This window comes from Bradyrhizobium sp. T-12 (assembly GCF_058314695.1).
In genome coordinates this window covers 4,580,063-4,600,024 of record NZ_CM177756.1, presented here as the reverse complement: position 1 = coordinate 4,600,024, position 19,962 = coordinate 4,580,063, and the positions used below count along the sequence as shown (strand labels likewise).

The window sequence follows — 19,962 nt, the reverse complement described above, 5'->3', positions numbered from 1 at the left end:
GACCCGTCAGGTGGAATGGAGTTGAGGAGAGGAGGGGTGCGAGGCGGTAAGCGTGCGCTCGATCGAGGTCGCGATGGCGTTAGCGGAGAGTCCATGCTTCTTCAGCAGCGAATCCTGCGAGCCGTAATTGTGCATGAAGCGGTCCGGCAACGACAGCCGCAGCATCGCAGGCAGGCCCGAACCGAGCTTGTCGATCAACGTCTCGGCGACTGCGCTGCCGAGGCCGCCGGAGGGGACGTGCTCCTCGAGCGTCACCAGCAGGCGCGTCGCGCGCACCGCCTGCAGCAGCGCTTCGGTATCGAGCGGCTTGACCGTATGCATGTGCAGGATGCCGGCGCGAATGCCTTGCGCGGCCAGCAGGTCGGCCGCAGCGAGGGCACGCTGGAGCATGATGCCCGTGGTGACCATCACGACGTCGCCGGGCGGCCGCATCAGGATGGCCTTGCCGATGTCGAAGCCGTGCTCGGCCTTCGAGACGATGGCGTCGCCGCCTTTACCCAGCCGGATGTAGATCGGGCCCTTCCAGTCCAGTGTCTGCCCCATCATGCGCGCGGCCTCGTCGGCGTCGCACGGGCAGATCACCGTCATGTTCGGCAGCGCCCGCATGATGGCGATGTCCTCGATCGCCTGATGGGTGGGGCCGAGCGGCGCGTAGACGAGGCCGCCGCCATTGGCGATCAGCCGCACCGGCAGATTGTGCAGGCACAGATCCACGGCCACCTGTTCATAGCAGCGCCGGGTCAGGAAGGTCGCGATGGTGTTCACGTAAGGAACAAAACCTTCCATCGCGAGACCGGCCGACATGCCGATGATGTGCGCTTCCGAAATGCCCTCGATCAGATGGCGCTTGGGAAACTCCTTGCTCATCGCGCGCAGCGTGCCGGCGCCGGGATCGGAGCCGATGTAGAGCACCCGCTCGTCTTGCGCAGCGAGCTTGTGGACCATGTTCATCGCGGTGTTGCGCATGGGGAGCCGATCAAAAATCGCCGACGGCGACGCGAATGGCGTCGAGCTCGCTGTCGGTCAGCTTGTTCTTGTGATGCCAGTCGGCGTTGGATTCCGCGGCCGGCAGACCCTTGCCCTTGACGGTATGGCAGATGATCGCGGTGGGCTTGCCTGGAACGGCCGGGACCTGCTTCAGGACCGTGCGCAAGGCGCCGACGTCGTGGCCGTTGACCTCCTGCGCGGCAAAGCCAAAGCTGCGCCACTTGTCGGCGAGCGGCTCCAGCGGCAGCACATAGTCGGTGGGCCCGTAGCTCTGGAGCTTGTTGTAGTCGATCATAGCGACCAGATTATCGAGCCCGTGCTTGGCCGCGCCCATGGCGGCTTCCCACACCGATCCCTCGTTGATCTCGCCGTCGCCGAGCAGGACGAAGGTCCGGTAGCTGCGCTCGCGCATTCGGGCGGCGAGCGCAAGGCCGACGCCGATCGACAGGCCGTGGCCGAGCGCGCCGGTCGATGCCTCGACGCCCGGCACCATGCCGTATTCGGGATGTCCGCCCAAAATACTGTCGGGGCCGCAGAAGCCGTCCAGCTCCGACAGCGGGAAGAAACCGCGATCGGCGAGCAGCGCGTAGAGCGCGAGGCAACCGTGCCCCTTGCTGAGGATCGCGCGGTCGCGATCGGGGTCGCGTGGGTTCGTCGGGTCGATCCGCAGCACGTCGTCGTAGAGCACGCGGACCATTTCGATCAGCGAAAGGGCCGGACCGACATGGCCGCGTCCGGCTAAACGTACAGAACCGAGGACCAGGCGGCGCAGATAGAGGCTGCGCTCGTCCAGCGTGCAGGTGAGGGCAGCTTCAGCGTGGGGTGAGATCTGGATCACGTTGGCAAATCGTCTGATGAAGCCGGCGGGCTTTGTCGAGCTGACCGGCAAGGCGGACCGTCAGATCGCCACCTTGCGCAACCAAGGCGCGCCGGGAGCGGCTTTCGGGCAAATAGGCATTCAGGACAATCAGGCACCAAATCGCCCCGAACAGAGGATACAGCACGTCACGGCGGACCGCAAACGCGTCATCCCTAGCCGAGAAGGCTTGCGTGAGGCGTTCGATCAGGCGATTCGCATTTGCCGCCGGCAGATCGCTGCCCGGGTGGATCGCGGTGTCGGACAGGAGTTTGACGGGATCGTCCCAGCCGAAATATTCGAAGTCGATGAAGCGCAGGCGGCCGTCGTCGCCGCGCAGGGCGTTGTGCAGCCCGAAGTCGGACGGGCTGAGCGCGCGATGCGCAGGCGCAAGCTCCGCTGCGGGATCCCGGCCCAGTTCCGCATAGCGCTGGCGAAGCCGTCGAATGGCGGTGGTCGTGCTGGGAACCAGGCTGCCGTCGATGAACGCGCGCAGCTCCGGATGATCGTCCGAGGCCCGCCTCAGCCCGTCGAGGCGCTGCTCGTACTGGGCGATGGCTTCCTCGGGCGAAAAGATGCTGGCCGAGGCGTTGCGCAGAGCCCGAGCACCCTCGGCGTCGCGCAGCTTCTGCAACTCGATCAGGAAATCGGCCAGCTGGTCGGCATCGTTCTCCTGGGGACGCAGCACCGCCGCGTCTCCGTCGAACCATTGATACAGCGCACAGAACGCATCTGTGTCCTTTGCGATCGGCCGCGGCGTCGTGGTCATGCCGTGTCGCGAGAGAAATGTGAGCGCGTCGTATTCCTGTCCGAGGCGATCACGCCCGTCGGACGGATAATGCTTGAGGGCGAGGGGCGGTGCCTTCGCCATCTCCAGCCGGAACACCCGGTTGTTGCCGCCGGACCGCGCCGGTTGGGCGGCGACGACCTGCGCCCCGGCCAGGCGGTTGCCGATCGAAATTGCATCCTGCGCGCTCAGCTCCGGCCCGCTCATTGCGCGAACACTCCGCGGCTTATCTCCGCCCAGCTCGCGATCGGCTCGCAATGACCGGGATGAGGCGGCTGCGACTGCGTGAACAGGATCGCTCGCGTCGCCTTGGGAAAATGCGGCTGCTCGAACACGTCGACGAGATCGTCGATGAAGATGTCGAGCTTCAGGCTCGCGAGCCGCTCGACCTTGGCCGCCAGCGTGTCCTCGAAATAGACATCGCCCGCCGCCAGCGGCGCATCGGCGGCGTCGATGACGCCCGCGCTCTTCAGCCAGTCCCGCGCGGCCTCGCGCAAATCGACGCGGTCGGGGTCCTGATGGCCGAACTGCGTCTTGTGGCTGACGATGTAGACACGCGCACCGGCCTTGCGGCAGCTCGCGAGGAATTCGCGCACGCCCGGATAGATCGTGGCGCCGCCGATGCCTTTGCCGTAAACGAAGCCCTGCAGCCCTTGCCAGGCCAGCTCGCCGCCGGCGCGGGACCGCAAGTGATCCCGCACCTCGGTCTTCAGGCCGACCCAGCCCTCCGGCACCAGCCCACGCTGCCGTGCGACGGCGGCAAAGACCTTGTCGTAGCAGATGATCGTGTTGTCGAAATCGATGCCGATCCGCACGCCGCTCACTTCAGGCTGATGTTCTGCATCATCTTGATGTTGAAATACCGGGGATCGTTCAGCGAGTTCGGCAGGCGGCCGCCCCTGAAGGCGTCCACCAGGCCGGACACGGCCTGCTCGATCGTGTGGGTCGGCGCAAATCCGAGCTCGCGGCGGATCTTCTCCGAGGAGACGTGGTAGGAGCGCAGGTCGTCGGTCGGCTCGACGGCTACCTCGACGTTGTCTCCGACCACCGATTTGACGATGTCGGCGATCTTCATCAGCGAGTGGTTCTCGTAGCCGATGTTGTAGGTCTTGCCGTCGATCTTCGCGTCATCCTGCTGCAGCAGGAACAGATAGGCCGCGGACATGTCCTGGATGTGCAGATTGGGCCGCTTCTGCGTTCCGCCGAACACGCGGATGCGGCCGGTGTTGACCGCGAGGTTGGTCAGGATGTTGACGACGACGTCGAGCCGCTGCCGCGGAGCGTAGCCGCAGACGGTGGCGGGACGAACCGTGCAGGTGACGAAACCGGACGCCGCCTCTTCGGCGAGGTCGGTCTCGCACATCGCCTTGAACTTGGAGTAGTCCGTGAGCGGCTCGCAGGACAGTTCCTCGGTCACCTCGGCTTCGTCCTTGATGCCGTAGACGCTCGACGAGGAGGCGTAGATGAAGCGCTTGATGCCGGCCTTCTTCGCGGCGCGCACCATGGGCCGGAAGCAGTCGTAGTTGATGGACTTGCCGAGCGCCGGATCCAGCTCGAACGAGGGGTCGTTGGAGATGCAGGCGAGGTGGATCACCGCATTGTTGCCGCGCAGGGCCTCGTTGATCGCGGCCTCGTCGCGGATGTCGCCCTTGATCAGGCGAAGGTTAGGATTGTCGCGAACGCCACTGAAGACGTCGTCGCCGTACATGAACAGGTCGAGCACGGTGACCTTGTGGCCGGCCGCCAGCAACTGGGGAACCAGCACGCTGCCGACATAGCCGGCGCCACCGGTGACCATCACGTTCCATTTCTGATCAATCACTGTCGTTCTCCAGATTTTCCGTTCGCGCTACTTCAACAACGCGGTGACGAACTTGACCAGCGGTGCCTTTTCGACCGAGCTGCGATGGCCGACGATACCGACCTTGATCGCGCCCGCCGCATTGCCGATGAAGGCGACGTCCTCGATGTTGCCGCCGGCCGCCACCAGCGGCGCCGTAATCGTCAGGAAGGCATCGCCGGCGCCGACCGTGTCGACGACGGTCTTGGTGAAAGCGGGCACGCGCGCGACGCCGGTCTTCGACGAGAAGGGGTAGCAGCCGAAGGAGCCGTGCGTGATGATCATGTTGTCGCAATCGATCTCGCGGTGCAGGCCGTCCTCGATCACCGACGCGATGTCGTTGAACTTGTCGGTGGCGGCCAGCCGCGCTTCCGGCGCGTCGATGCAGATGTAGTCGGCCCGCGGATACTTCGTGATCAGATTGTAGCCGTGGTTGCCGCTGTTGCTCTGCGCGTTGACCGCCAGGAACTTGGAGTTCGCGATCAACGCCCCGATCGTGCTGGATGCGATCATGCCGTGGCCGAAATCGGTGACGATGACCACGTCCGCGCCGCGCACGCGCTCGGCGGTGACGCGGTCGATCTCCTTGCGCGTGGTCTCGTCGAGCGGCGTGTCGTCCATGGTGTAGACTTCGAAGAGCTTGTGGAGATAGCCCATCTCGACGTAGCGCAATTTGCGGGTCGTCGGGCGGCCCTGAATGCGGATCGGCGTCACCGTGACATTCGGGCGGACATGCGCGCGAATGAACTCTTCGGGGTAGTCGTTGCCGCCCAGCGTCGTGACGATCTCGACCGACTTGCAGAAGCTCGCGACGTGGTTGGCCGCGGCGATGACGCCGCCGGCAAACTGCTCGCCATTCTTGAACAGGGTGGCGACGATGTTCTCCTTCGACGCCTTCCCGAGCGCCGTGACGTACTGGTATTCGTCGATGATGGTATCGCCGACCAGCACGACATGCATGTCCTGGATCTTGTCTATCAGCTTCAGCAGCCGCTCGGCGCCGCCGCCTTCGCGAACCTTCTGCAGGTAGTCGCGCAGCGGCGGATCGTAGATGTCGAAGTAGCGGTTCAGCAGCGACGACGAGCTGAAGGTCACGTCGCGCGTGAAGACGATTCGCCCGCCGTGACGCTCGACGGCCTCGCGCTCGACCGCGATCTTGCCGGTGACGTCATCCTCGGGGTTCTCGTAGTCCGAACCCTTCACATAGATGTCGGGGCGCACGGTATCGAGGACCGGCTCGGCGCTGGAGGTCTGGTTGATGCCGACCCAGTCGACCGTGCCGAGCGCGGCCAGCATCTCGGCGCGCATGTTCTCCGGAAAGATCGGCCGTCCCGGGCCCTTGTTGACGAATCGGTCGGCAGTGATGGTCACGATGACCACGTCGGCCTCGTTGCGCGCCGCCAGGATGTGCCGGACGTGGCCGAGATGCACCAGATCGAACACGCCGTGGCAGAGCGCGACGGTCAGGCCCTTGGCCTGCGCGGCGCGGGCCACCTCGCCAAGCTGCTCGACCGTCTTGATCTTGTCGTGCGGTGCCGGATGGACGGCCGGCCTGTCTGTGCGTGCATTAGCCATGTGAATCACCCAAAGCGCCGGTAGGTCTCGAATGGCCGCCCGGAAATGATCGAATCGCGGCAAGGATATCCCGCGAACCTGTTCACTAGCTTGCCTTCGGTGAGCCCTTGTCGTCACCGAGATATTTGAACCAGTCCTTGGTGGCGTCGGCGATCTTGTCGACCGTCCACAGCGGCGCGTCCTTGTACTGATCCATCGATTTCAGCATGGTCGCGACGCCGTCCTCGAATTTCACCTTGGGCGCCCAGTTCAGGACACGCTTGATCTTGGTGATGTCGGCGTAGGTGCAATCGGGCTCGCCCGGACGTTTGGGGATGTGGACCTTGTCGCCGCCGAGAAGCTCGACCAGGCGGTTGACGCTGTAGGTGTTGTCCGAGCCGACGTTGAATATCTCCTGCGAGATATCGGAGCGCGCGGCGGTCACGAAGGCATCCGCGACGTCGCTGACGAAGGTGAAGTCGCGCGTCTGCTCGCCGTCGCCGACCACCGTGAAGGGCTTGCCGGCAAGCTTCTGCGCCATGAACACGCCGAACACGGCACCATAGGTGCCGGTGGTGCGATGGCGCGGCCCGTACACGTTGAACAGGCGCAGCGCGACCGCGGGCAGCTTGTAGACCTGGCACCAATGCATGACGCACTGCTCGCCGAGATTCTTGGTCAGTGCATAAGGGTACATCGGCCGGATCTCGGCGCTCTCCGGCGTCGGGTAGACGTCGGGAATGCCGTAGCAGGACGATGAGGCGGCGTAGACGAAACGCTTGACGCCCGCGTGCCTTGCCGCCTCGAGGACGTTGACGGTGCCGTCGACATTGGCGCGATGATACGGGAGCGGCGACTCAATCGAGGGAACGATATCGGCCAGCGCCGCGAGGTGAAAGACCCAGTCGATACCGTGAAAGTACGGCTTGATCGATTCGAGGTCGGTGACGTCAGCCCGCACCACCTTCAGCTGGCTCGATTTGGCGCGCGAGGCCAGATTTTCGGGGCGGCCGATGACGAAATTGTCGAGCGCGACGACCTCATGGCCATCGTCGATGAGTCGATCGACGAGGTGACTTCCGATGAAACCTGCGCCGCCAGTGACAATGCATTTCATGGGGAACATCCGTGACGCGAATGCCCAGCGAAACAGGCCGGCCAATGTTGTGTGAAACCCGAAAGCCGACTATCAGCCGCTCGCCGACTTTGCAAGCATTATGCCTTTGCAATCCCTGGTGATAGCCGGTATCAGGACGTCATGTTGCAGCCGAGCCGCCAGCCCATGCCTGTCGAGTCCGTCGATCCCGATCACAAGGCTTTCCTCGACGATTATGTGGGGCGCCTGCATCGCGCGACGGCGATCGACGACGGTGTCTTTGCTGGGATCTCCGCCACCCGCGCCGTCTGGTTGCGCACGCGCGAGCAGGGTGGCCGCGTCATCTTCATCGGCAATGGCGGCTCCGCCGGAATCGCTTCGCATCTGGCGATCGACCTTTCGAAGAACGCTGCGGTGCCCGCGCTCTGCTTCAGCGACGCAAGCATGATGTCGTGCCTTGCCAACGATTACGGCTTCGAAGATTGGATCGCGCACGCCGTGCGATTGAACGCGCGTGCCGGCGACTGCCTGGTCGCGATCAGCTCGTCGGGACGCTCGAAGAACATTCTCAATGCGGTTGCGCAGGCGCGGACCATGAAGCTCGACGTGATCACGCTGTCGGGGATGAATGCGGACAATCCTCTGCGCAATCTCGGCGACGTCAATTTCTTCGTCGACAGCCGCAGCTACAACATTGTCGAGACGACGCACCAGTTCTGGATGATGGCCGCGATCGACCTCGTCATCGGTCGTGCGGAATATCCGGCATCCTGAGGCGGGCACCCGATGCAGTCGCGGTTCAAGCAGGCGGCCCTGTTTTCGGTAAAGCTGCTGCTGTCGATCGCGGTGCTGGTCTACATCGTGCGTGGTCTCGACCTGCAACAGTTGCGCAGCCATCTCGTCTCGGTCGATCCTCTCCTGTTCGTCCTCGCGCTGACGCTGATCTTCTTCCAGACCTTCGTGCTCAACGGCCGGTGGGCGCTGATCATGCGTGCGCTCGGCGTCTCGCTGGACTGGTTCGCGGGCTGGCGCATTCTCATGATCAGCCTCTGGTTCAATCAGGTGTTGCCGTCGTCGGTCGGCGGGGACGCTGTGCGGATGTGGCTGCTGCGCCAGCGTGGCGTGCAGTGGCCGGACGCGGTCAAGGGCGTCGCGGCTGATCGTTTCACCGCCTTGATCGGGCTGATCGTGCTGATGGTCGCCGGATTGCCGTTCCTCATGTCACGCGTGTCCAATCAGGCCGCGATCCTGGCCATCGGCGGGCTGACGCTGGCCGGCATCGCGGGCACTGCGGTTCTGTTGACGCTCGACCGGCTGCCCATGCGCCTCATCGCGCATCCGGCGATCGCAAGCTTCGTCCGGTTCGGAACGCTGGTCAGGTTTCTTCTCCTGCAATCCGAGCGCCGCGTATTGCTGTTCGGGTCGGCGCTGCTGATCCATCTCGTGACCGCGGCGGCCTGCTACGCCCTGGCGCACGGTGTCGGAGCGCAGCTCTCGATGGTGGACGCCGGCATCCTGATTCCGCCGGTGGTGCTGTTGACGGCGGTCCCGATCTCGATCAGCGGCTGGGGCGTTCGCGAGGGAGCGATGGTTGCCTGTCTCGGTCTGGCGGGTGTTCCTTCCGAGCAAGCGCTGTCGGTTTCGCTCCTGCTGGGCGCCATCAGCGTGATCATCGGACTCGTCGGCGGCGCGATCTGGCTGGCAAGTCCGGAGCGCGGCCTGTATTCAGCGGACAGGGCGGCGAAAGCTACGAAGGCTACGGACGAATTCCCGAACTACGGGCCGGCGGCCGAGGAGGTATCGAGCCACCCTTGATTCGCTTGGACCGCGACTCTCGATCTGATTTTCACAGGGTGGGATTGCCTCACCTGCGCGCATGTCTCCCTTTTCCGGTTCCACGATGAAAAATCTGTTCTACGTCCGCCACACCTGCCGCCTCTGTCATTCGGACAAGCAAGAGCTGGTCGTCCCGATGGCCGGCATGCCCATCGGCACGCCGAATTTCCAAGTGCCGGATGCCAGCGTCGACGATCCGGTCTTCCGCGCGGCGGTGCCGATGGCGCTGCATCTGTGCAGGGATTGCGGCCATCTCCAGATTCTCCATGTCGGTAATCCCGAGATCCAGTACCGCAACTACGTCTACACCACCTCGCTCTCGCTCGGCCTGCGCGAGCACTTCGCCGGCTATGCCAACGATGTGGTCAGCCGCTTCGGCATTGCTCCGGGCTCCCTGGTCGTCGAGCTCGGCAGCAACGACGGATCGCTGCTCGGCTTCTTCAAGGAACGTGGAATGCGGGTGCTCGGTGTCGATCCCGCCGTCGACATCGCGAAGCGCGCGACCGAGGCGGGGATCGAGACCATCGGCGATTTCTTCACCGATGCGATCGGTCACCGTATCCTGCAGAGCCACGGCGCGGCGAGCGTCGTGATCGCCAACAACATGATCGCCAATGTCGACAATCTCGATCCGCTGGTGATCGGCGTTCGCGACGTGCTCGCGCCGGACGGGCTGTTCGTGTTCGAAACCCAATACGGCGTCGACGTCACCGAGAAGAACCTGCTCGACACCGTCTATCACGAGCATCTGTCCTATTTTAACATCAAGCCGCTGATCCGTTTCTTTGCCCGGCTCGGCATGGAGCTGATCGACGTCCAGCACATCTGGACCAAGGGCGGCTCGATCCGCGTGACCGTGCAGCGCGCCGGTGGTGCGAAGAAGCCATCGGCCGAGGTCGCGCGCTTCGTTGCCGAGGAAGACCGTCTCGGCGTCGACCGGCCGGCCTATTATGCGCCCTACGTGAAGCGGATCGCCGCCATCCGCGACGAGCTGATTGCGATGGCCGACGCCGCCCATGCGCGCGGTCAGCCGGTCGCCGGCTACGGCGTCTCGGTCGGCACCACGACGCTGCTGCCGCAGTTCGGCCTGGAGAACAAGATCGACTTCCTGGTGGACGACGACCCCAAGAAGGGCAACGTAATGGCAGGCCCAGGCTATGACATCCCGATCCTGCCGCCTGCCGCCCTTTACGAGCGCAAGCCGGCGTTCGTCGTCGTCTTCGCCTGGCGTTATGTCGACCCGATCCGGGCCAAGCACGCCCGCTATTTCGCCGAAGGCGGCAAGTTCGTGGTGCCGCTGCCGGGCATTTCGATGGTCGACCGGGCCGACTGATCGCGCGGCGGCCGAGGCGGCGGGCCCCCCGGCGGGCGCTCCGAAGGAGGCGATGGGACGCAGCGGTCACGCCGTGCCAGGGTGGGGCGTATAAGCCTTTGATCTGCCTTGGCTCTGCTCTCCCGCCCCAGGAGGTCGGCTCGCCCGGGCGAGCCCTCTCTATCTTGACCTTTGGTCCCATCCGCAGTAGATACCCCGCACTCGCAGCCGGCCCGTTAGACGCGGATCTCCGGCGCGGCTTTGAAATCCCCGAACAATCGAGCCCGGTTTCCGGCTCATCCTTCGAAACAGAGGGCTGGGCCAACGGCGGCTGTTCGGATCCCTGAAATTCATGTGCGTCTGTCGACGGACGCTGGACCTCAAAACGATGGCAGTCAGCCCGTTCAAGTTCTTGCAGGAAGTGCGCTCGGAGACCGCCAAGGTCACCTGGCCGACCCGGCGTGAGACCACGATCACCACCATCATGGTGTTCGTCATGGTCGCCGTCGCCTCGATCTTCTTCTTCGCCGCCGACCAGATCATCCGTTACCTCATCACCTTCCTTCTGGGCATTCACTGATGGCAACAGCAACCGCTCAACTGTCCGACAAGCGCTGGTACATCGTCCACGCCTATTCGAACTTCGAGAAGAAGGTCGCCGAATCGATCCGCGAGCAGGCCAAGCAGCGCGGGCTCGAGGAGCTGTTCGAGCTGGTGCTGGTGCCGACCGAGAAGGTCACGGAAGTGCGCCGCGGCCGCAAGATCGACGCCGAGCGCAAGTTCTTCCCGGGCTACGTGCTGGTGAAGATGAAGCTGACCGACGAAGCGTTTCATCTGATCAAGAACACGCCGAAGGTCACGGGATTCCTCGGCGCCGAAAACAAGCCGATGCCGATCTCGGAAGCAGAGGCCATGCGCATCCTGCATCAGGTGCAGGAGGGCGTGGAACGGCCGAAGGCGTCGGTGTCGTTCGAGATCGGCGAGAACGTGCGCGTGGCCGACGGCCCGTTCGCTTCGTTCTCGGGCGTTGTCGAGGAAATCGACGAGGCGCGCTCGCGCGTGAAGGTCGCGGTGTCGATCTTCGGTCGCGCAACGCCGGTCGAGCTGGAATTCGGTCAGGTCGAGAAGGTCTGACCGGGTAACGCGGGAGGCTTCAGCCTCACGCATGAAGAGGCCGTGGGAGGGAGAGGGCGGTTGCCAGCCGCATCCGACCCAGACCACGAACCTGAAACCGCCGGCCTGGCCGGCACAACAGGAGTGATACATGGCAAAGAAAGTGACCGGATACCTGAAGCTTCAGGTCCCGGCCGGTGCGGCGAATCCTTCGCCCCCGATCGGTCCCGCGCTCGGTCAGCGCGGTCTCAACATCATGGAGTTCTGCAAGGCGTTCAACGCGCAGACCCAGAAGGAAGAGAAGAACACCCCGATTCCCGTGGTGATCACGATCTACGCCGATCGTTCGTTCACCTTCGAGATGAAGACGCCCCCGATGTCGTTCTTCCTCAAGCAGGCTGCCAAGATCCAGTCCGGCTCGAAGGCGCCGGGCCGTGACAAGGCCGGCAAGGTGACCAAGGCGCAGGTGCGCGAGATCGCCGAGAAGAAGATGAAGGATCTCAATTGCGATTCCATCGAATCGGCCATGAAGATGGTCGAGGGCTCCGCCCGTTCGATGGGTCTGGAAGTTGCGGGGTAAGCGGTCATGGCAATCGGAAAGCGTTTGAACAAAGCCCGCGAAGGTGTTGACCGCGAAAAGCTTTACCCGCTCGCGGACGCCATCAAGATGGTCAAGGAACGCGCGAAAGCGAAGTTCGACGAGACCATCGAGGTCGCGATCAATCTCGGCGTCGATCCGCGTCACGCCGACCAGATGGTCCGCGGCGTCGTGACCCTGCCGAACGGCACCGGCCGTACGCTCCGCGTCGGCGTGTTCGCCCGCGGCGCCAAGGCTGATGAAGCCAAGGCCGCAGGTGCCGACGTCGTCGGCGCCGAAGACCTGGTCGAGAAGGTGCAGAACGGCGCGATCGATTTCGACCGCTGCATCGCCACCCCCGACATGATGCCGCTGGTCGGTCGTCTCGGTAAGGTGCTCGGCCCGCGCGGCCTGATGCCGAACCCGAAGATCGGCACCGTGACCATGGACGTCACCGGTGCGGTGAAGGGTGCCAAGGGCGGCTCGGTCGAGTTCCGCGTCGAGAAGGCCGGCATCCTGCAGGCCGGCGTCGGCAAGGCCTCGTTCTCCGAGGAGAAGCTGGTCGAGAACATCAAGGCTCTCGCCGATGCTGTCTCGAAGGCGAAGCCGGCTGGCTCCAAGGGCACCTACATCCAGCGCGTTGCGGTGTCCTCGACGATGGGCCCCGGTGTGAAGGTCGAGCCGGGCACCATTCTCGGCTAAGGTTTGAAAATTGCATGAGGCGAGGGGCGGAATTGGGCAACCGATTCCGCCCCTCGTCGTTTGTGGCGGCGCTCACCGGAAACAAGAAAAATGGCTGACAAGGTCCTGATCTATTCGCGCTTTCCCAAGACGATGATGGCGCGTTTCGCCGAGCGGTTCGAGCTGCTCGACACCGGTGGCAAGAAGGCAACGGAGGTGTTTCCGCCCGAAGAGCTCGGTGGCATCCGTGCGCTGCTCACCGCGGGCGGTTCACCGCTGGAAGCAGAAGCGATGGATCTGTTTCCGAAGCTCGGCGCCATCGTCTGCTACGGCACCGGTTATGACGGCGTCGACCTGAAGGCGTGCGCCAGCCGCAATATCGCCGTCGGCCACAGCCCGGGCGCCAACGCGGCCTCGGTCGCCGACATCGCGATGACCCTGATGCTGGCGACCACGCGCCGGATCCTGGTTGCCGACCAATATGTCCGCAGCGGCGATTGGGCCGCCTCCAAGCAATCGCCGATGATGCGTCCCCAGACCGGCATGCCCGGCCGCCGCATCGGCGTCTACGGCATGGGCGAGATCGGCCGCAAGATCGCCGCCCGCTGCGCCGCCTTCGAGAGCGAAATCGGTTATTTCAGCCGGACCAAATACGATCTGCCGTATCAATATTTCCCGACGCTCGAAGCGCTGGCCGACTGGTGCAGCGTCCTGATGATCGCCGTGCGGGCAGGGGCCGACACCCAGCACGTCGTCAATGCCGACATCCTGAGGCGCCTCGGGGCGGACGGCTATGTCGTCAATATCTCCCGCGGCTCCGTGATCGACCAGAAGGCGCTGGTCGCGGCGCTGACCGACAGGACCATTGCGGGGGCCGGACTCGACGTGTTCGAGAAGGAACCGCACGCGCCGGACGCCCTGACCGCGCTCCCCAACGTGGTGTTCGCCCCCCATATCGGCGGCCACACCCTCGAATCGCATGTCGCCATGCAGGGCTGCGTGCTGGCGAACCTGACCGCGTTCTTCGAGGGCAAGCCGCTGCCTTATGGGGTGAACTTGACCTGAATCGGCCCTTATCGGCCTGGGTCAAGCCCCATCGGCAACGGATTGGAACTGGTGTGAATTTTGCTCTTGGCAAGCAGGCAGAGAGCAGTTAAAGAACCGCTTCCGGACGTGCCGGCTTCGGCTGGCGCGTTCGTGCACGCATTCCGAAAACCCGACACGACAGGAGATCATTCCTTTTCAGGACGTCCGTGAGGATTTGCCCGAAATGGAGGGAAAACCTGTCGGTTGGTGGGATGCGGGCAGGGGTTGGACGGCTCGCCGGCTGACCCTGTCCTGTCCAAGACTGCAGGCGCCCGCGGGAAATTTCGATTTCTCAACGGCTTAATCGCATGGCCTGCATAGACGGGTGAAGACCGGATTTCACTTCGCCTTCCATCTTAACGGGTGGTTGCGGAACGGGTCTGGTTCGGACCTCGACACGCCGTGGGCCTTAGCGGGCTCCCGGAGGGCAGGCTTTGAATTGTCGTCTCGCCCGGCGCGTGTCCGATGGGTTTTGGCCCGGAGGTTCAGGTTTTGGGTGGGGCGATGGGTGCAACCCGGCGGTCCCGCTTTTCGCGAAGGCTGCCAACCGGAAAGAGCTTGCTGTGGAACGAGCGGCAAAAAAGGACGCGGTCGAACAGCTCAATGGGGTCTTCAAGACCACGAGCGTCGCGATCGTTGCTCAATATTCCGGCCTGACCGTTGCCCAGATGCAGAAGCTGCGCATGCAGATGAAGCAGGCTGGTGCCTCGGTGAAGGTCTCGAAGAACCGTCTCGCCAAAATTGCTCTTGAAGGCACTGACGTCGTTGCCATCGGCCCCATGCTGAAGGGACCGACCGTGATCGCCACTTCGAACGATCCGGTAGCGGCGCCAAAGGTCGCCGTCGAATTCGCCAAGGCGAACGAAAAGTTCGTCATCATTGGCGGCTCGATGGGAAAGACCGTCCTGAATGTCGACAGCGTGAAGGCGCTTGCCTCACTGCCGTCGCTTGACGAACTGCGCGGCAAGATCGTCGGCCTCATCGTGGCCCCGGCGACCAAGCTGGCCCAGCTCGCCAACGCGCCCGCGGGCAAGCTCGCGCGCGTCATCCAGGCTCATGCCTCAAAGGGCGAAGCGGCCTGACGCCCTTCGCAAAACTCAAACCCGAACCAGACTTACACCTAAGGAAACTGAACAATGGCTGACCTGCAGAAGATCGTTGACGACCTCTCGAGCCTCACCGTGCTCGAAGCCGCTGAACTTGCGAAGCTCCTCGAAGAGAAGTGGGGCGTTTCGGCTGCCGCGGCTGTCGCCGTGGCCGGCCCGGCTGGTGGTGGCGCTGCCGCCGCTCCGGCTGAAGAGAAGACCGAGTTCACGGTTGTCCTGGCCTCGGCCGGCGACAAGAAGATCGAGGTCATCAAGGAAGTCCGCGCCATCACCGGTCTCGGCCTGAAGGAAGCAAAGGACCTCGTCGAGGGTGCTCCGAAGCCGCTGAAGGAAGGCGTGAACAAGGAAGAAGCCGACAAGATCAAGGCCCAGCTCGAGAAGGCTGGCGCGAAGGTCGAGCTCAAGTAAGCGCAGCTTACTCGCGAGGTCCCGGGCGCGCGTCAGCGAGCCCGGGACCTTGGCCTGCCCCTCGACCAAGGGTGGGCGTGATGCAAAAGGCGTGCGACGGAACGTCCCGACGTGGGCTGAACACGAAAAAGTGTGGGGATTTCGAGGTTTACCCCTCGAATCTGCACTATTGTCGCCCCATATCGGGTCGGCAGCACGAAAGCGCGGTGGCAGGGGTGCCGGACCCCCTGTAAGCCGTTGGGAGAGCAGGCTATTTCGGGCTTTTGCAGTCCGTGAAGAGGATCGTTGTGACGGGCGGGCGCGCACCAGCGCCCCGCACGTCGTTTTGCGTTTTGAAGGTCTGAAGAACAGATTCAGGACATTCTCGCCTGAAACTGAGTCTGCGGCCCCCAAAACGGGTTCGAAAAATTCAACCCGGGGAGCGGTGGCAGCCGCGCCCTGGACGGCGCGCCCAGATGGGGCGACGAAAATGAGAGGCCACGATGGCGCAGCAGACATTCACCGGTCGCAAACGCGTTCGCAAGTTCTTCGGACACATCAAGGAAGTCGCAGAGATGCCGAACCTCATCGAGGTTCAGAAGGCGTCCTATGACCAGTTCCTGATGGTCGACGAACCCCAGGGTGGCCGACTCGACGAGGGTCTGCAGGCGGTGTTCCGCTCGGTGTTTCCGATCTCCGACTTCTCGGGCACCTCGATGCTGGAATTCGTCCGCTACGAGTTCGAGCAGCCGAAATACGACGTCGACGAGTGCCGCCAGCGCGGCATGACCTTCGCGGCTCCCCTCAAGGTGACGCTGCGCCTCATCGTGTTCGATATCGACGAGGAAACCGGCGCGAAGTCGGTGAAGGACATCAAGGAGCAGGACGTCTACATGGGCGACATCCCGCTCATGACGATGAACGGCACCTTCATCGTCAACGGCACCGAGCGCGTCATCGTCTCGCAGATGCACCGCTCGCCCGGCGTGTTCTTCGACCACGACAAGGGCAAGACCCATTCCTCGGGCAAGCTGCTGTTCGCCGCCCGCGTGATCCCGTATCGCGGCTCCTGGCTCGACATCGAGTTCGACGCCAAGGACATCGTCTATGCGCGTATCGACCGTCGCCGCAAGATTCCGGTGACCTCGCTGATGTTCGCCCTCGGCCTCGACGGCGAAGCGATCCTGTCGACGTTCTACAAGAAGATCCTCTACAAGCGGACCAAGGAAGGCTGGCGCGTTCCGTTCGACGCCAACCGTTTCCGCGGCTACTCGACCGTCAACGACCTGATCGATGCCGACACCGGCAAGGTCGTGCTCGAGGCCGGCAAGAAGCTCACCGTCCGTGCCGCCCGCCAGCTCCAGGAGAAGGGGCTGAAGGCGCTGCGCATGTCCGATGAGGAGCTGGTCGGCAACTATATCGCCGAGGACCTCGTCAACCCGAAGACCGGCGAGATCCACGCCGAGGCCGGCGAGGAAATCACCGACAAGTCGATGAAGGTGCTCAACGAGCACGGCTACAAGGAATTGCCGCTGCTCGACATCGACCACGTCAATGTCGGCCCCTATATCCGCAACACGCTCTCGGCGGACAAGAACATGACGCGTGAAGACGCGCTGTTCGACATCTACCGCGTGATGCGTCCGGGCGAGCCGCCGACGCTGGATTCGGCGCAGGCCATGTTCCAGTCGCTGTTCTTCGACGCCGAACGCTACGACCTCTCCGCGGTCGGCCGCGTCAAGATGAACATGCGCCTCGACCTCGATGCGCCCGACACCCAGCGCACGCTGCGCAAGGAAGACATCCTCTCCGTCATCAAGACGCTGGTGGATCTGCGCGACGGCAAGGGCGAGATCGACGACATCGACCATCTCGGCAACCGCCGTGTGCGCTCGGTCGGCGAGCTCATGGAGAACCAGTACCGCATCGGCCTGCTGCGCATGGAGCGCGCGATCAAGGAGCGCATGTCCTCGGTCGACATCGACACGGTCATGCCGCAGGACCTGATCAACGCCAAGCCGGCGGCTGCCGCCGTGCGCGAGTTCTTCGGCTCCTCGCAGCTCTCGCAGTTCATGGACCAGACCAACCCGCTCAGCGAGATCACCCACAAGCGCCGCCTGTCGGCCCTTGGACCGGGCGGTCTGACCCGCGAGCGCGCCGGCTTCGAGGTGCGCGACGTGCATCCGACGCATTACGGCCGCATCTGCCCGATCGAGACGCCGGAAGGTCCGAACATCGGCCTGATCAACTCGCTCGCGACCTTCGCGCGCGTCAACAAGTACGGCTTCGTCGAGACGCCGTACCGCAAGGTCAAGGATGGCCGCGTCACCGACGAGGTCGTGTACCTCTCGGCGATGGAAGAGGGCCGCTACACGGTCGCGCAGGCCAACGTGCCGCTCGACCCGAAGGGCCGCTTCACCGAAGACCTCGTGGTCTGCCGTCACGCCGGCGAAGTCTTGCCGGTGACGCCGGACAAGGTCGACTACATGGACGTCTCGCCGAAGCAGCTCGTCTCCGTCGCCGCGGCGCTGATCCCGTTCCTCGAGAACGACGACGCCAACCGCGCGCTGATGGGCTCGAACATGCAGCGCCAGGCGGTGCCGCTGGTTCGCGCCGAGGCGCCGTTCGTCGGCACCGGCATGGAAGGCGTGGTTGCGCGTGACTCGGGTGCTGCGATCGCGGCGCGCCGTTCGGGCGTGATCGACCAGATCGACGCTACCCGCGTCGTCATCCGCGCCACGGAAGATCTCGATCCGACCAAGTCGGGCGTCGATATCTATCGCCTGATGAAGTACCAGCGTTCCAACCAGTCGACCTGCATCAACCAGCGTCCGCTGGTGAAGGTCGGCGACATCGTCAAGAAGGGCGACATCATCGCCGACGGTCCGTCGACCGATCTCGGTGAGCTCGCTCTCGGCCGCAACGTGCTCGTCGCGTTCATGCCGTGGAACGGCTACAACTTCGAAGACTCGATCCTGCTCTCCGAGCGGATCGTTAAGGAAGACGTCTTCACCTCGATTCACATCGAGGAGTTCGAGGTGATGGCCCGCGACACCAAGCTCGGGCCTGAGGAAATCACCCGCGACATTCCGAACGTCTCGGAAGAAGCGCTGAAGAACCTCGACGAAGCCGGTATCGTCTACATCGGTGCGGAAGTGCGCGCCGGCGACATCCTGGTCGGCAAGATCACGCCGAAGGGCGAGAGCCCGATGACGCCGGAAGAGAAGCTGCTGCGCGCCATCTTCGGCGAGAAGGCGTCCGACGTTCGCGACACCTCGCTGCGCGTTCCTCCGGGCGTGCAGGGCACGATCGTGGAAGTGCGCGTGTTCAACCGTCACGGCGTCGACAAGGACGAGCGTGCGCTGGCGATCGAGCGGGAAGAGATCGAGCGTCTGGCCAAGGACCGCGACGACGAGCAGGCGATCCTGGACCGCAACGTCTACAACCGTCTTGCCGAGCTGCTCGAAGGGCGGCAGGGCATCGCCGGTCCCAAGGGCTTCAAGAAGGACACCAAGATCACCCGTGCGGTGCTCGAGGAGTACCCGAAGTCGCAGTGGTGGCTGTTCGCCTCGCCGAACGACAAGCTGATGGCCGAGATCGAGGCCATGCGGAAGCAGTACGACGAGTCGAAGAAGGGGCTCGAGCAGCGCTTCCTCGACAAGGTCGAGAAGCTGCAGCGCGGTGACGAATTGCCGCCCGGCGTGATGAAGATGGTCAAGGTCTTCGTCGCGGTGAAGCGCAAGATCCAGCCCGGCGACAAGATGGCCGGCCGCCACGGCAACAAGGGCGTGGTGTCGAAGATCGTGCCGATCGAGGACATGCCGTTCCTCGAAGACGGCACGCATGCCGACATCGTGCTCAATCCGCTCGGCGTGCCCTCGCGCATGAACGTCGGACAGATCCTCGAGACCCATCTCGGCTGGGCCTGCGCCGGCCTCGGCAAGCGTATCGGCCAGACGGTCGATGCGTATCTGTCGAAGCAGGACATCAAGCCGCTGAAGGAGACCTTGAAGAAGGTCTACGGCGAGGACGAGACGATCAAGTCGCTCAACGACAACGAACTGATCGAGCTCGGCCATAACCTCAGCCGCGGTGTTCCGATCGCGACGCCGGTGTTCGACGGCGCCAAGGAAGCCGACATCGAGGAGATGCTGAAGCTTGCCGGTCTCGACGCTTCCGGTCAGTCGACCGTCTATGACGGCCGCACCGGCGATCCGTTCGATCGCAAGGTGACCGTGGGCTACATCTACATGCTCAAGCTGCACCATCTGGTCGACGACAAGATCCACGCGCGTTCGATCGGTCCGTACTCGCTCGTCACCCAGCAGCCGCTGGGCGGCAAGGCGCAGTTCGGCGGCCAGCGCTTCGGCGAAATGGAGGTGTGGGCGCTCGAGGCTTACGGCGCGGCGTACACGCTCCAGGAGATGCTGACGGTGAAGTCGGACGACGTCGCCGGCCGTACCAAGGTGTACGAGGCGATCGTGCGCGGCGACGACACGTTCGAGGCCGGTATTCCGGAATCGTTCAACGTGCTGGTCAAGGAAATGCGCTCGCTCGGCCTCAACGTCGACCTGCACAACTCCAAGGTTGGACCGGCGCCGACGTCGGAAGCGGCCGAGTAACACGACCTTTCATGCCCGGCCTTCACGGCCGGGCATCGGCGCCCCTCCCGATGCCTTGAGGGCAGGGCGCCCTGCTTGAAGTGATTTTCGAATTTGCGGCCGGAGGCGACCGGCGCGCGAGG

The 19,962-nt window shown here is 63.9% G+C and carries 18 protein-coding genes; 11 read left to right on the top strand and 7 right to left on the bottom strand.

Annotated features, from left to right (window positions below; translation table 11 throughout):
• Window positions 1–6: 6 nt before the first annotated feature.
• The 7 genes from AC0WRY_RS21860 to AC0WRY_RS21830 form a co-directional block, all read right to left on the bottom strand.
• A complete protein-coding gene (locus AC0WRY_RS21860; RefSeq protein WP_194402807.1) occupies window positions 7–966 on the bottom strand; it encodes a transketolase family protein in 960 nt (319 codons plus the stop codon).
• Window positions 967–976: 10 nt separating this feature from the next.
• Window positions 977–1,825, bottom strand: a complete 849-nt coding sequence (locus tag AC0WRY_RS21855; RefSeq protein WP_210346978.1) for a transketolase — start codon at window positions 1,823–1,825, stop codon at window positions 977–979.
• Complete coding sequence (locus tag AC0WRY_RS21850) at window positions 1,800–2,837, bottom strand: aminoglycoside phosphotransferase family protein (RefSeq protein WP_194402806.1); 1,038 nt, start codon at window positions 2,835–2,837, stop codon at window positions 1,800–1,802. Before AC0WRY_RS21850 ends, AC0WRY_RS21855 begins: the two co-directional genes overlap by 26 nt.
• Window positions 2,834–3,445 carry an HAD family hydrolase gene (locus AC0WRY_RS21845; RefSeq protein WP_246776289.1) on the bottom strand — a complete coding sequence of 204 codons (612 nt, stop codon included), beginning with the start codon at window positions 3,443–3,445 and terminating at the stop codon, window positions 2,834–2,836. The genes AC0WRY_RS21850 and AC0WRY_RS21845 overlap by 4 nt, the downstream gene beginning before the upstream one ends.
• A 5-nt stretch (window positions 3,446–3,450) precedes the next feature.
• A complete protein-coding gene (locus AC0WRY_RS21840) occupies window positions 3,451–4,452 on the bottom strand; it encodes an NAD-dependent epimerase/dehydratase family protein (RefSeq protein ID WP_194402804.1) in 1,002 nt (333 codons plus the stop codon).
• Between the two features lie 27 nt (window positions 4,453–4,479).
• Window positions 4,480–6,045 (bottom strand): PfkB family carbohydrate kinase, encoded by a 1,566-nt coding sequence (locus tag AC0WRY_RS21835; RefSeq protein WP_194402803.1) that lies wholly within the window; start codon window positions 6,043–6,045, stop codon window positions 4,480–4,482.
• 85 nt (window positions 6,046–6,130) lie between these two features.
• The gene (locus tag AC0WRY_RS21830) at window positions 6,131–7,141 is read right to left on the bottom strand and encodes an SDR family oxidoreductase (protein ID WP_194402802.1); all 1,011 of its coding nucleotides are present in this window, start codon (window positions 7,139–7,141) and stop codon (window positions 6,131–6,133) included.
• 165 nt (window positions 7,142–7,306) lie between these two features.
• Here AC0WRY_RS21830 and AC0WRY_RS21825 point away from each other — a divergent pair, with 165 nt between their 5' ends.
• The 11 genes from AC0WRY_RS21825 to rpoB all read left to right on the top strand — a co-directional run bounded on the left by AC0WRY_RS21825 (window position 7,307) and on the right by rpoB (window position 19,840).
• Window positions 7,307–7,894: an SIS domain-containing protein gene (locus tag AC0WRY_RS21825; protein ID WP_246776288.1), complete on the top strand. Its 588-nt coding sequence runs from the start codon at window positions 7,307–7,309 to the stop codon at window positions 7,892–7,894.
• A 12-nt stretch (window positions 7,895–7,906) separates the two neighbouring features.
• A complete protein-coding gene (locus AC0WRY_RS21820) occupies window positions 7,907–8,935 on the top strand; it encodes a lysylphosphatidylglycerol synthase transmembrane domain-containing protein (RefSeq protein WP_194402800.1) in 1,029 nt (342 codons plus the stop codon).
• Window positions 8,936–9,020: 85 nt separating this feature from the next.
• Complete coding sequence (locus AC0WRY_RS21815; protein ID WP_194402799.1) at window positions 9,021–10,289, top strand: class I SAM-dependent methyltransferase; 1,269 nt, start codon at window positions 9,021–9,023, stop codon at window positions 10,287–10,289.
• Window positions 10,290–10,656: 367 nt separating this feature from the next.
• The gene (secE, locus tag AC0WRY_RS21810; protein ID WP_007611620.1) at window positions 10,657–10,848 is read left to right on the top strand and encodes a preprotein translocase subunit SecE; all 192 of its coding nucleotides are present in this window, start codon (window positions 10,657–10,659) and stop codon (window positions 10,846–10,848) included.
• Complete coding sequence (nusG, locus tag AC0WRY_RS21805) at window positions 10,848–11,402, top strand: transcription termination/antitermination protein NusG (protein WP_007602985.1); 555 nt, start codon at window positions 10,848–10,850, stop codon at window positions 11,400–11,402. Before secE ends, nusG begins: the two co-directional genes overlap by 1 nt.
• Window positions 11,403–11,532: 130 nt before the next feature.
• Complete coding sequence (rplK, locus tag AC0WRY_RS21800) at window positions 11,533–11,961, top strand: 50S ribosomal protein L11 (RefSeq protein WP_006611824.1); 429 nt, start codon at window positions 11,533–11,535, stop codon at window positions 11,959–11,961.
• 6 nt (window positions 11,962–11,967) lie between these two features.
• Window positions 11,968–12,660: a 50S ribosomal protein L1 gene (gene rplA, locus AC0WRY_RS21795; RefSeq protein ID WP_063682741.1), complete on the top strand. Its 693-nt coding sequence runs from the start codon at window positions 11,968–11,970 to the stop codon at window positions 12,658–12,660.
• A 90-nt stretch (window positions 12,661–12,750) separates the two neighbouring features.
• Complete coding sequence (locus AC0WRY_RS21790) at window positions 12,751–13,704, top strand: 2-hydroxyacid dehydrogenase (protein ID WP_491120859.1); 954 nt, start codon at window positions 12,751–12,753, stop codon at window positions 13,702–13,704.
• A gap of 584 nt (window positions 13,705–14,288) precedes the next feature.
• Window positions 14,289–14,807, top strand: a complete 519-nt coding sequence (gene rplJ / locus AC0WRY_RS21785) for a 50S ribosomal protein L10 (RefSeq protein WP_194402797.1) — start codon at window positions 14,289–14,291, stop codon at window positions 14,805–14,807.
• Between the two features lie 54 nt (window positions 14,808–14,861).
• Window positions 14,862–15,239 (top strand): 50S ribosomal protein L7/L12, encoded by a 378-nt coding sequence (rplL, locus tag AC0WRY_RS21780; RefSeq protein WP_100177007.1) that lies wholly within the window; start codon window positions 14,862–14,864, stop codon window positions 15,237–15,239.
• Between the two features lie 482 nt (window positions 15,240–15,721).
• Window positions 15,722–19,840 (top strand): DNA-directed RNA polymerase subunit beta, encoded by a 4,119-nt coding sequence (rpoB, locus tag AC0WRY_RS21775; protein ID WP_194402796.1) that lies wholly within the window; start codon window positions 15,722–15,724, stop codon window positions 19,838–19,840.
• The last annotated feature ends 122 nt before the right edge of the window (window positions 19,841–19,962 follow it).